This window comes from Paenibacillus whitsoniae (assembly GCF_003955665.1).
Classification (GTDB): domain Bacteria; phylum Bacillota; class Bacilli; order Paenibacillales; family NBRC-103111; genus Paenibacillus_E; species Paenibacillus_E whitsoniae.
Genome location: NZ_RXHU01000015.1, coordinates 304,817 through 316,718, shown reverse-complemented (window position 1 = coordinate 316,718; position 11,902 = coordinate 304,817). Strand labels below are relative to the sequence as shown.

The 11,902-nt window shown below is 47.9% G+C and carries 11 protein-coding genes; 9 read left to right on the top strand and 2 right to left on the bottom strand.

Annotation, left to right across the window (positions count from 1 at the left end; translation table 11 throughout):
• Positions 1-8: 8 nt before the first annotated feature.
• Entirely contained in the window at positions 9-905 is an 897-nt protein-coding gene (locus EJQ19_RS05950) for an AraC family transcriptional regulator (RefSeq protein ID WP_126140272.1), read from the bottom strand.
• Between the two features lie 116 nt (positions 906-1,021).
• Between EJQ19_RS05950 and EJQ19_RS05945 the strand changes: the two genes are divergently transcribed.
• The 7 genes from EJQ19_RS05945 (at position 1,022) to EJQ19_RS05915 (ending at position 7,551) form a co-directional block, all read left to right on the top strand.
• Positions 1,022-2,896 (top strand): ADP-ribosylglycohydrolase family protein, encoded by a 1,875-nt coding sequence (locus EJQ19_RS05945; RefSeq protein WP_126140271.1) that lies wholly within the window; start codon positions 1,022-1,024, stop codon positions 2,894-2,896.
• A gap of 281 nt (positions 2,897-3,177) precedes the next feature.
• A complete protein-coding gene (locus EJQ19_RS05940; RefSeq protein ID WP_126140270.1) occupies positions 3,178-4,878 on the top strand; it encodes a P-loop domain-containing protein in 1,701 nt (566 codons plus the stop codon).
• Positions 4,879-4,995: 117 nt separating this feature from the next.
• Positions 4,996-5,304, top strand: a complete 309-nt coding sequence (locus EJQ19_RS05935) for a PadR family transcriptional regulator (RefSeq protein WP_277600924.1) — start codon at positions 4,996-4,998, stop codon at positions 5,302-5,304.
• Entirely contained in the window at positions 5,301-5,648 is a 348-nt protein-coding gene (locus EJQ19_RS05930; RefSeq protein WP_126140269.1) for a DUF1048 domain-containing protein, read from the top strand. Before EJQ19_RS05935 ends, EJQ19_RS05930 begins: the two co-directional genes overlap by 4 nt.
• An 11-nt stretch (positions 5,649-5,659) precedes the next feature.
• Entirely contained in the window at positions 5,660-6,016 is a 357-nt protein-coding gene (locus tag EJQ19_RS05925) for a DUF1048 domain-containing protein (RefSeq protein ID WP_126140268.1), read from the top strand.
• Positions 6,017-6,024: 8 nt separating this feature from the next.
• Positions 6,025-6,783, top strand: coding sequence for an ABC transporter ATP-binding protein (locus EJQ19_RS05920; protein ID WP_126140267.1), 759 nt, complete (start codon positions 6,025-6,027; stop codon positions 6,781-6,783).
• Positions 6,784-7,551 carry an ABC transporter permease gene (locus EJQ19_RS05915; RefSeq protein WP_126140266.1) on the top strand — a complete coding sequence of 256 codons (768 nt, stop codon included), beginning with the start codon at positions 6,784-6,786 and terminating at the stop codon, positions 7,549-7,551.
• A gap of 196 nt (positions 7,552-7,747) precedes the next feature.
• Here the strand turns inward: EJQ19_RS05915 and EJQ19_RS05910 are convergent, their stop codons facing one another.
• Positions 7,748-8,389, bottom strand: a complete 642-nt coding sequence (locus tag EJQ19_RS05910) for a TetR/AcrR family transcriptional regulator (RefSeq protein ID WP_164716345.1) — start codon at positions 8,387-8,389, stop codon at positions 7,748-7,750.
• Positions 8,390-8,534: 145 nt separating this feature from the next.
• Here EJQ19_RS05910 and EJQ19_RS05905 point away from each other — a divergent pair, with 145 nt between their 5' ends.
• Both EJQ19_RS05905 and EJQ19_RS05900 read left to right on the top strand, forming a co-directional pair.
• Positions 8,535-9,002, top strand: coding sequence for a nuclear transport factor 2 family protein (locus EJQ19_RS05905; RefSeq protein WP_126140264.1), 468 nt, complete (start codon positions 8,535-8,537; stop codon positions 9,000-9,002).
• 233 nt (positions 9,003-9,235) lie between these two features.
• Positions 9,236-11,884, top strand: coding sequence for a 3-keto-alpha-glucoside-1,2-lyase-like domain-containing protein (locus tag EJQ19_RS05900; protein WP_126140263.1), 2,649 nt, complete (start codon positions 9,236-9,238; stop codon positions 11,882-11,884).
• The last annotated feature ends 18 nt before the right edge of the window (positions 11,885-11,902 follow it).

Here is an 11,902-nt window from a genome sequence, read left to right as displayed (position 1 = left end):
CCTTATGGTTAATGGTGCTTTGTATTCGCGTCACGATAATGTTGAGGTGCAACGCCTTCGAGCTTTTTGAACAGTCGGCTGAAATAGAACGGATCCGGATATCCGACTTCCTGTGAGATGTCTTGGACGCTTTTGCCAGTGTGGTGCAGCAGATACTTGGCTCTTTGCATGCGAAGCTGCTGAATATAGCGCAGTATAGAGATGCCTGCGTATTTTTTGAACACTTGGCATAAGTATTCGTATTTGTAGTCCAGTGTTTGCTCAAGCTTCTTTCTGGAAATGTCGGATTCGTAAAAATTATTCAAATGATCGACTAGCTTGCGGAAGGTGAAGTAGGAAATCGGGAACGCCGTATCCAGATGGCTTTGCTCTAGGAAATCGTTGGCGATGAGACCGAGCATATCCGCGATCATCAGCGTACTTTGAAAACGAAAGTAGCCCCGCGGATGCCTCATCGTATCCACAAGATCTTCAAAGCGGCTGAGCAATTTATATCGCTGCCGGTTCCGGTGCAAACGAGGGACAATCAGCATATCTTCATGGCCGAATTCGATTGTTCTAAGTTCGGTTCTTTCGGCATGGACAATATGAAGTTCCGTTGCGCTCGTGGTATTGAATTTGTCCAGTCCGGGGGAACATGCAAACTGGGCCCAGTAGAATTTGCCTTGCGGTTCTTTAACACTCCATCCATGATGCTGCTCCCAGGGACTGAGCAGCAGGGAATCTCCAGCCTCCAGGACGTTGCGGACGCCACCGGCCTCCAAATTCACCGTTCCTTCCGCTGCGACGATCAGTTCATAATACGGATTATAGTGTTTATCGAGAAACGAAGGGTTCGCATTTGCATTGAAAAGATCGGCCCACTTCACGTCTATTGAGGATAATCGCGACATGGAATAGTACATGAGATGACTCCCTTCGATTTTTTTAGCAAAAACATCTAAATCGTGTTCATGGCTTCGTCAAGAAAGCGTTATTATAATCGGACTGTGACAAGTATATCATAATCGGAGGCTGCGCCATGGGCATGAACATGCTAAATGAAAAGGATTATTATCGGATCGTTTACGGGGGATGGCTCGGTAAAAATATCGGGGGAACGCTCGGTGCGCCGGTAGAGGGCGTTAAGGAGCTGTTGGCATTGACGTTTTACCCGGAGCTGCCGGATGGTCCGCTCGAAAATGATGACCTCGACCTGCAGCTCGTATGGCTGCACGCCCTCGAGCAGTACGGTCCTGGCTTGACGGCGAGGGAGCTTGGGCAGGAATGGCTGGATCATATTTTCTTCCCTTTTGATGAGTATGGCTATGCGCTGACCAATTTGCGGCAAGGATTGATTGCTCCGGTAGCGGGCTCGTTCAACAACCCGTTCACTAACTGTATGGGTTCTCCCATCCGATCCGAAATATGGGCGATGGTCGCTCCCGGTATGCCGGAGATTGCAGCTCGGTATGCTTATCAGGATGCCATCGTCGATCATGCGGGTGGTGAGGGTGTATATGGAGAGATGTTTTTCGCGGCCATCGAAAGCGCTATTTTCTTTGAGAAGGATCGCGACCGGCTGATTGAGATTGGTTTAACGTTCATACCGGAGTACAGTCGAACCTATAAGGCCGTAAAAGATTTGCTCACCTGGCACGGAGAGGGGAAAAGCTGGACGGATGCTCGTCAGCTTATCTTGGAGCACCATGGCAGCGATAATTTCACGGATGCGCCGCAAAATATCGCGTTTACCATGCTAGGCTGGCTCTACGGAACTGATTTCGAAGACGCAATCCTCAAAGCCGTCAACTGTGGTTACGATACCGATTGTACGGCCGCGACGCTAGGCGCTATACTGGGCATGCTGCTTGGACCGGAAGGACTCCCGGATAAATGGGTGAGTCCGGTCGGTGACCGTATCGTCGTCAGTCCTCCGATCAATGGATTCCTGGTTCCTAAAGACCTGGAGGAATTGACCAGTCGAACCATTCGTGTCGGTAAACAGGTGTTGGCCGCTTCCCATGCAAATATTCTGGTTCATCCCGATCAGCCGACCTGCTGGAGCGGACGCGAGTCATCAATGGAGGAGGTTAGAGCGCTTTGGAAAAGAAGTGCAACTTCAAATCACTACATGCTGCCGCAGGGAACGGTGCAGAATCCGGCGCTTGAACTGATCATTGCGTACGGCCCTGAAGGGCCTGCTATCGGCGCAAACCAGACGAAAACAGTGAAGTTTACACTCATTAATCACTCTCTGACGGCACTTACGGGAACCCTTTCTCTTGAGCTGCCCCAAGGTTGGGAGGGGTCGGATGCAATCAAGACCATCCTGCAGCCGAACGAGCATGTTGAATGGGAAGCAGACATTCATGCCCCTGCTTCAGCAGTCGGTCAACATGAGCTTGTCTTCCACTGGACACGCATTCACGATCATGCGGTATGGGCAAGCGTGAAATTGCCGTTTACACTGATTGGCGCCTCTCGCTGGAAGGTTTGGGGACCTCATCACAGCGAAGGCATCGAGGCTTATTTCCCGGGCAACCGTCTTGAATGGGAGAATGTTATTGGGATGGAAGCGGATGGACAATATCGAGCGATAACAACGCTCCATAACCCGTCGGATCGGCAAGTGAGATTGATTGCAGCGGCCAATGCCCCCATTATCTTGAAGCTGGATGGGAAGATCGTTATCGATTGCAAGCATGTGCCCGAATTTATGCCGGCGTATCACCGTGCTCCTCTGGAGCAGCGGGTTGAGTTAACGTTGGCAGCAGGAACTTATGAATTGGAAGTGGAGGCCTGGAAGGAAGGGGCTCCGCTGCAAGTTTATGTTTTGCCTGTGGCAACCGGGGATACCGCAATGCCAGGGCCATATTATTACTATACGGATATGTATTTGGTACATTCATTATAATGATTCTCTCCCTATATTGTAGACGATGTTCATGGTATGATTGTGCTGTTGTAAAAATAATTCGTAACGAGGTGAGGACAATGAAAACAACAACATATATGTCTTATCCTCATGCCGCTTTATAGTCGTTTTTTTATGGATACATTAGCTCTGGGGGTAGGATTCACTCTCAGGGCTTTTATATTTAGGCGGAAGGAACGTGTAAGCGTTCTTGCCGTTCTATGACAGCCACTCACAGAGTGGCTGTTATTTTTTTACCAACTTTGAAAGGATGATATTCGATGAAAAGACTCGCTCAATATTTTCGCTCCATGCAATCCGGACAGTCCTCGTACAGTTTGATTTATGAAGGTTCCTATTACGATGAGGGGGGAATGATCAGCGACCCAACCTATTGGTACAATGATGTGGCCTATTACATTGAAAGGACACATAAACTAACACTGGATAAACCGTGTATCACCATAAGAATACCTTTTGACCGTCTCGGCTTAGTTGAAAATACGGATGGCGTTGTTCTCTCCGATTTTGCCTTAAGAGAATGGGTTGGCCATATGGAGGCATTAAATGAAGGGATTTATAACCGGTCACGTTCGGAGAAAGAAAATGGCGCTTTTTACTGTTTTCGTCCAACCAATGTGGTGTTGCAGCGTAATGCCTCCTTTGTCCAGGTCATCTCGGAACAATGGGTTCTATGCCTAATGATTACCGTTCAACTTCCGTTCCAGAATCATGATAAAGCGATGCGGATGCTCTGTAAAATGCTTCCTAAAGAAGTGGAGGCGTTTATCGGCAATTGGGATCTCACCAAGTTAAATGCTGCTTATGAAATGGTAAAAAAACAAAATAGGATTCGCGAATGGCTGAAATCAAGTAGATATTGTGCGTTTATTGGGAATGGCAGCATCCTGCCAAGAAATAAAGAGGGCAGCGGGCCGCTGGAGGGCGCTTTGCCGTTTACATCCCCGGAAGATCTTGAAATCGAAATTTGTGGCGTGCGAGGAATGGGGATAAAGAAAGGTGTGACGGTCATCACCGGCGGTGGTTACTCGGGGAAAAGCACCATGCTGGATGCGCTAAATTCGGCGATTTACAATCACATCGCAGGCGATGGGCGAGAACTTGTGATTGCAGATCAAAGTGCCATGGAAATCTCGGCAGAAGAAGGCAGATCCATACAAAATATCAATATTACGCCGTTTATAAAATGGATCCCCCATGGTTCGGCTGAGCAGTTTTCGACGGGCTACGCCTCAGGTTCCACCTCTCAAGCCGCCAACATCATGGAGGCCATCAACTTCGGGTGCAAGCTGCTCCTTATTGATGAAGACAGAAGTGCGACGAATTTCATGATCCAGGATAGTAAAATGCGTTCATTAATCAAGCGCGAACCCATTACCCCTTTCACGGAACGTGTCAGGGAGCTTTATGAGGCTGTCGGCGTTTCTTCCATTCTCGTGATTGGCGGCAGCGGCGAATTTTTATCCGTTGCCGATTACATCATTCTGATGGACAATTTTATGCCTATAAACGTAACTCAGGAAGCCAAAAAATTATGTGAACATGACAAGCCAGGAGAACGTATTCCCTTTACAAAATGGGAGATAAGAGAAATCATCACCGATCACTTTTCGGCCTATCCCCAAGGCAGTGGTACAGAAAAGCTGAGGGTTTCAACCATGGGGTACCTCATGATCGGTGACGAACAAGTTGATATCAGAGGGCTTTACAATATCACATCCCACGCTCAGCTTGCAGCGATTGCCTTTTTACTTCGAAAAATCGCGATAAGTAATCAGGATTCGCTCATCTTGCTTCATGAAAAGATCCAAAAAGCGCTCGAAGATATGGAGAGAGAAGGCGTAGATCTTGTATTTTCTTCTTTTTTCCCCGGTTTCGAAAGATGGCTTGAGCTGCCAAGAATGAATGAGGTGTTGGCTGTTATCAACCGAATGAAGCATTTGAATTTTATTCAGCGATGAGAAAAACGACTATTGACAACGTGACTACTAAGTGTTACGTTATAGTGGTAGTAAGTAATACAGCATACCTGTGATACAGAATAGCAAGGAGTGATGGTGTTGGATAACATAACGGAAATGCTCAAGGGGGTGCTTGAGGGCTGTGTCCTTGAAATTATAAGCCGCAACGAAACGTATGGCTACGAGATCACGCGGCAGCTGAACGCCCTCGGTTTCACGGATGTTGTGGAGGGAACGGTGTATACGATCCTGATCCGGCTTGAAAAAAACAAGCTGGTGGAAATCACCAAGAAGCCCTCTGACATGGGACCGCCTCGAAAGTTTTTTGCAATCAACGAAGAAGGACGCAAAGAGCTGCAGAGGTTCTGGGACAAATGGTCGTTCGTATCATCCAAAATTAACGAGTTAAAGGAGACAAAACAATGAACTTCTGGGAAAAAATCACGGGCAGCGACATGACGAAAGAAATGAAAGCTTTTGAATCGCGCGCCCTCAAACTGCCGGCTGATTATCAAGCGGCATGGCAGAAAGTAAATGCTACTCTTTGGACCTACTCAGATTTCAGCGGTCGCAACCTGATGCCTATTCTTGACGGGGTGCTTGGCCTCCTCGAAGAAGCGGCGGCAGATGGCCAAGGTATTCAAGAGGTTTTGGGTGATGATATCCAAGGCTTCTGCGCAGCGCTGGCCGGCGAAGAAGGGGCAAAGTCTTACCGGGATAAGTGGCGTGAGCAGCTTAATCGTAGTATTGCCAAAAAATTAGGTAAATAGGAGGAACAATCATGGGAATTCGGGATATCATCGAAGGTAAAAAAGAGTGGCGGGCCCACATGGCGCGAGTCAAAGTGCTTCCGCAAGATTATCAGATTGTTTACAAAGAAATTCAAAAATATTTCTTTAAGGTCGGCCCTGTCCAGCTGACAGAGGGAACAGCGTTGCTCTCGGGCATTGTCGATCTTTTTGAAGAAGGCGCGGCCATGGGGAAAGGCGTGCTGGATGTGACAGGCCGAGATGTCGCGGCTTTCGCCGATGATCTCATCAAAGATTCCAAAACGTATGCTGACATCTATCAAGAATCTGCAATGCAAGAAGTGAACAAGGCGATGAAAAAGGTGACTGATAAAAAAAGTAAAGGGTGAGGAACAGGATGAACACGGCAATTAAAGTAAACGGTCTGCGGAAGTCTTTCAAGGACACGGAAGTCCTAAAGGGCGTCGATTTTGAAGTCAAGCGCGGTGAGATTTTCGCTCTGCTTGGTTCTAACGGCGCAGGCAAGACAACCATTGTCAGAATCCTCACCACGCTGCTCAAGCAGGATGGTGGGGCCGCGGCGATCAACGGGATCGATGTTTTGGCAAAGCCTGATCTTGCACGGCAATCGATCAGTCTGACCGGGCAGTTTGCCGCTGTGGACGAAATTTTAACCGGTCGGGAAAACCTAATGATGATTGCGAAGCTGAGATACCTCCAGAATCCACGTCAGGTTACGGAAGACTTGCTGAGACGCTTCGGCTTGACAGATGCGGCCGACCGCAGGGTATCTACGTATTCGGGTGGGATGCGCCGCAGACTTGATATTGCCTTAAGCCTCGTTGGCAAACCGCAGATTATTTTCCTTGACGAACCTACGACCGGGCTAGACCCTGAAGCTCGCATTGAGGTTTGGAAAGTGGTTAAGGAGCTGGCTGACGGCGGTACGACGGTGCTCCTTACCACGCAGTATTTGGAGGAGGCGGAACAGCTTGCCGATCGCATCGCCATCCTGCATGAGGGGAAGATAATCGCTGAAGGAACACTCGCGGATCTTAAGCAGCTTTTTCCGTCGGCCAAGGTGGAATATGTTGAGAAGCAACCGACATTAGAGGAAATATTCCTCACGATCATCGGTAAAAGGGAGGGGAAGTAAATGGAGACGGTGCAACATCATTTTTTCACCGATATGGGCGTCATGGTTGGACGTTCCATGCGGCATATTTCCCGCAGCTTGGACACCATCGTCACGGTCACCATCATGCCGATCGCGATGATGCTGCTGTTCGTCTATGTGTTCGGCGGTGCCATCCGAACCGGAACGGATAACTATGTGAATTATTTGCTGCCGGGCATCCTTCTTATGGCGATTGCCAGCGGAATCTCTTATACCGCATTCCGATTATTTACCGATGTGCAGCGAGGCCTATTTGAGCGGTTTTACACCATGCCGATTTCTCGTTCCGCTTTGCTTTGGGGGCATGTGATCACCTCGTTGGTATCCAACGCCATATCGGTTTTTGTTATCATTCTTGTAGCGTTGATAATGGGTTTTCGCTCGTCCGCGGGCGTGCTGCCGTGGCTTGCTGTAGCCGGTATACTTGCGCTGTTTACACTGGCCTTAACGTGGGTCGCAGTGATACCCGGACTGTCCGCTAAAACGATCGATGGCGCAAGCGCCTTTTCCTACCCGCTGATCTTCCTCCCTTTTATCAGTTCGGCCTTTGTGCCAACTGCATCGATGCCGACGGTTGTTCGTGTCTTTGCTGAAAACCAACCGGTCACCTCCATTGTAGAAGCTATCCGTGCCTTGCTATCTGGCCAGCCCGTAGGCCATGATATTTGGATCGCGCTAGCCTGGTGCTGCGGCATTATGCTCGTCGCTGGATTCTTTGCAATGAAAGCTTATCGGAAGAGAGTATGAAAATTATCAAGACCTAAACTTAATAAAGTCAAATAAAATAAAGGGGCACACATATTAGTCATGCATAATATGTGTACCCCTTTATTTATCGTCCCCGTTAGGTGAGTAAGAATTTCTATTGCGTATGTAATTATTTGGGCATAACAGGCTCTTTTTTTGATTTTTGGGCGTGTGCCTTATCTTAATGGCATTGTCCTTATGAACGGCTCTTTTTGTGGTTGTGCTCTGTCCCACGAAGGCCATCGAATATAATCGACACAATACGGTCTGGAAAAGAATTTCCATCACCGTTGGCTTGCAGGATGCAGGTAAGAAGAAACCTGATATCTTCAATACTGGCTTCCTTCCGAACGGATCCGCTTTTTTGGGCACGGACGAGAAGTTGATTGATCTCTCGCCAGAAGTCCTCCGCAATTTCTATGAGTGCTTCGTCCTTTTTCAAGCTGCTGCGGACAAGGGCGTCGGTTATCGCCTTGTTCGCAATGGCTTCACGGATGACGATTGCAAAATAGCGAAAGAACGCTTCGCCCGGATCTTCATGATGAAGCCATTTTTTTGCTTCCTCGATAAGACGAGTCTTGTGGCTAACCATCACTGCCCCGAACAATTCCTCCTTGGTCGGAAAATGCCGGTAGACAGTGCCTACGCCCATGCCGGCATGTCGAGCGATATCATCCATCGAGATCTTTATTCCATGGGTTGTAAAGACCCTGTGGGCAATTTCGAGCAACTTGTCCCGATTTCGCTGGGCATCGGCTCTCAGTCCTTTTGATTTGGACGCCAAGCTGGGAGGACTAGCGTTGCCGCTGCCTGTAATTGATGTGACCTTCTTTGACATCTTAAGCGAACACCTCTCTTGATTAAATATTACACTACCGTTTGTTAGTTGACAAACGGAGAGTATTCTCCGTATAATCATTAAACGGAGATCGCTCTCCATTTATAGTATTGTTAATTTAATATGTTGAATTGAGGTGAGGGGTATGACCGAGCAGACACCATTAAGAGGATCTAGACCACGAGAAGTCGTCGAAAGGTTCATACAGGCTACGGCTCAAAACGCGTGGGATGAGCTCGCAGACCTGTATGCTGCCGATGTGATCATTGAAATTCCGTTTGCCCCCCCAGGGGTTCCAAAACTGACGGAAGGAGGGAACAAGCTTCGAGAACGTTTCAAGAGTATCGCCGGATTGAGACGCTTTGATGGGGCTGAATTGCTTGCTATGCACGAGACGCAAGATCCGGAAGTCGTCGTTGTTGAATGGAAAGCACACGGGCAAGTGACCGCCACCGCCCGCCACTTCACCTTTTCGTACATTATGGTGGTCAGGGTTCGAGACGGAAGAATTGTATCCTCTCGTGACTATTCCAACCCGATCGACGGAGCGATGGCTTTTGACAGATTATCGCAGCTTTTTGAGGATCTTATTGGTCAAGGATCAACGGATTAAGATTGAGACAGTGGTTATCTAAAGGTTTTGCATTTCGAAAACCGCCTGGATTCGATACATCCAGTCTATAACTTTATTTTCACAGAACACAAAACAAGGTTGCTTTGAAGAAATTCGAAGCGGCCTTGTTTCGTTTTTCCATAAAATAGAACCAGAAATACAAAGATTACCACCTTTTGGGAGAATACGATGCTGACTATACTGAACTCATCACATCTTCAAAGGAGGTATTTATGTTAAAAATGAAGGTCTATGGTTTTTTATTATTTCTTGCTGTCCTTATAGCTACACTAGGATTTTTGCCCCAGACCTCACATGCAGCCGCCACGATTCAGAACTATCCAATGCCATCCATCTACAGCCCGTCCAGCATTTATTCCTTAAAAGCAGATGATGAATCCGTTCCGGTAATCAGCTATCTGGATGACTATGATTATGCCCAATTTTCTTTTTCGGGCGCGGTTCGCATCGAAGTTACGGTCAATCAGCCTATCACCTCTTATTCCATCAGTCCAATGGCCAAAAACATCGAGGGTACGGTCAACGGAAACAAACTGACGTTTTCGCTTTCATCCTCCACCTATGTGATCGTGAAAATCAATGACTTGACGAAAAAGATTGTCATCGCCGCAGATCCCTTGGAGACGGATATTCCCCCGTCCACAGGTGCCGGAATCTATAATGTGACCCAATCGCCATACAACGCCGATAAGACGGGGACATCGCTCGCATCGGGCGCGATTCAGCGGGCGATCGATGACGCCAATCAAGCTGGCGGCGGTATTGTCTTCGTTCCGTCCGGTGTCTATAAGAGTGGGAATCTGACTTTAAAGAGCAACGTGACCTTTTACTTGGCCGGAGGTGCTGTCATTGTAGGCACAGGCAAAGGGGAGGACTACGCGATTGATTTTCGAAAAGATTCACGAAATGCGGATGGCACGTATTTTATACGAACTGCCGTAAACTCCAGCAATATCATCATACGGGGAAGGGGCACCATCGACGGCAAAGGGATGGAGATGCGGGCGAGAATCATGCCGGCACCGAATAAAAGCGAAGGATTTTTGAATAATCTGCTTGTCCCGTTGCAAACCTCCCATTTTACGTTCGATGGCCTCATATTGCGGGATGCGGGTTTCTGGTCGTTCATGGTCGTTCGTTCCGACAATGTGACCATAAAAAATCTGAAGGGATTTCAGGATCTATACAAAATCGAGGATGATGTAATCGATATTAACGAGAGTCAGAACGTGCTTGTTCAGCATGCCATTGCGATATCGGACGATGACAATTATTCCACGAAAACCTGGCTGCAAACAGGGATGTCTTCAGGGTGGCCGGGCGCGCTGGAACATTTGGAAAATGTGGTCTTTGATGATGCGCTTGCTTGGACCCGATGCGCGGCTTTCAAGATTGGGATGGGTGTAGCGCAGCCGCAGATCGGGGTGACCATCCGAAATTCGTATGTGTATCAAAGTGCAAGGGCCTTGCTGATTGATCATGGCTACCAGTATAATACGCTTCCGGAGGAAGGTTACGCTCAAAATATCACGTTTGAGAATATCGACATCGAACGTGTCGGGATCAATCAATTCGGGAACTATTGGCTTGGCGTTTCTACCAGCACTTCCGGCGATGTGAGCAATGTGCTTTTAAAGAACATTAATGTTCGCGAGCTGGGATCCCAGCAATCCCGAATTTCCGGTAATGTCACCAAGGGCGGGATGGTTAACACGGTCACCTTCTCGGATGTTGTTGTTAAAGGCAAGCTCGCCACAAACCTGACTGACTTGAAATTAACCGTGAACAGTAATGTAAACGGAGTCAATTTTGCCAACTCCACTCCGCTGTTCAGTGATAATTTTGAAGATGGAGATATGGCGGGATGGACATCTGTTGCAGGCAGCTGGACCGTGCCGACTGTCGATACGAATCACGTGTTGTCCAGCGGGAGCCAAGTAACCACATCCCTCATTACCGCTAATAGCGGTGGCTCATGGAAAGATTACGTGGTTCAAGCTCGATTGAGAATGCCAATTACGGATGCCAATGCAGGCATTGTCTTCAGGGTACAGAATGCCAACAATTATTATATGTATCGAATTAATTCATCCACGCAAAAGCTGGAGCTGTACAAATCCGTGAACGGGCAATTGACGTCTGTAGCGAATACGCCGTTCACAGCCCTGGAGAAGCAATTTTATACGCTTAAGGCAGTTGTCCAAGGGAACCAAATTTCCTGTTATGTGGATGGCGAATTAAAAATGACATGGACCAATCCTGTAACAGAACTGACGACAGGGGGAATCGGCTTCCGCACCACTTCGGCGAGCGTCCATTTTGACGATGTCATCGTTTCTCCAATCATTCTGTTTAGCGATAACTTTGAAAATGGCACTACGACAGGGTGGACGTCATCTTCCGGTTCTTGGAGTGTGAAAACAGACGGTACGAAAGTTCTGAATCAAAATAATTCGACGGCTGCGCTGATTACCGCCGGCGATGCATGGAAGGATTATACGTTTGAAGCCAAAGTGAAAATGCCGATCGCGAATAGCAATGCAGGCATTGTGTTCAGGGTGCAGAATGCGGATAATTATTATATGTATCGCATCAATGCATCGAATCAAAAACTGGAGTTGTACAAATCCGTGTCAGGGCAGCTCACCCTGGTATCCAGCACGCCTTTCACAGCTCAGGCGAACCAGTGGTATACGATTCAGGCTTCCGTTCAAGGCAACACGATAAAAGGGTATGTGGATGGCGCCCTAAAGACAGATTGGACCAATCCGGTAACGGAATTGACAACGGGAAAAATCGGGTTCAGAACCACTTCGGTAAATGCATCTTTTGATGACCCTTTGGTGCTGACTGCTAACTAGTGTCGAGAAATTCCAAAG

Excerpts from the sequence above, each read along its gene's own strand:
- EJQ19_RS05950 (WP_126140272.1), bottom strand. The coding sequence starts at position 905 with ATGTACTATTCCATGTCGCGATTATCCTCAATAGACGTGAAGTGGGCC.
- EJQ19_RS05945 (WP_126140271.1), top strand. The coding sequence starts at position 1,022 with ATGGGCATGAACATGCTAAATGAAAAGGATTATTATCGGATCGTTTAC.
- EJQ19_RS05940 (WP_126140270.1), top strand. The coding sequence starts at position 3,178 with ATGAAAAGACTCGCTCAATATTTTCGCTCCATGCAATCCGGACAGTCC.
- EJQ19_RS05935 (WP_277600924.1), top strand. The coding sequence starts at position 4,996 with ATGCTCAAGGGGGTGCTTGAGGGCTGTGTCCTTGAAATTATAAGCCGC.
- EJQ19_RS05930 (WP_126140269.1), top strand. The coding sequence starts at position 5,301 with ATGAACTTCTGGGAAAAAATCACGGGCAGCGACATGACGAAAGAAATG.
- EJQ19_RS05925 (WP_126140268.1), top strand. The coding sequence starts at position 5,660 with ATGGGAATTCGGGATATCATCGAAGGTAAAAAAGAGTGGCGGGCCCAC.
- EJQ19_RS05920 (WP_126140267.1), top strand. The coding sequence starts at position 6,025 with ATGAACACGGCAATTAAAGTAAACGGTCTGCGGAAGTCTTTCAAGGAC.
- EJQ19_RS05915 (WP_126140266.1), top strand. The coding sequence starts at position 6,784 with ATGGAGACGGTGCAACATCATTTTTTCACCGATATGGGCGTCATGGTT.
- EJQ19_RS05910 (WP_164716345.1), bottom strand. The coding sequence starts at position 8,389 with ATGTCAAAGAAGGTCACATCAATTACAGGCAGCGGCAACGCTAGTCCT.
- EJQ19_RS05905 (WP_126140264.1), top strand. The coding sequence starts at position 8,535 with ATGACCGAGCAGACACCATTAAGAGGATCTAGACCACGAGAAGTCGTC.
- EJQ19_RS05900 (WP_126140263.1), top strand. The coding sequence starts at position 9,236 with ATGTTAAAAATGAAGGTCTATGGTTTTTTATTATTTCTTGCTGTCCTT.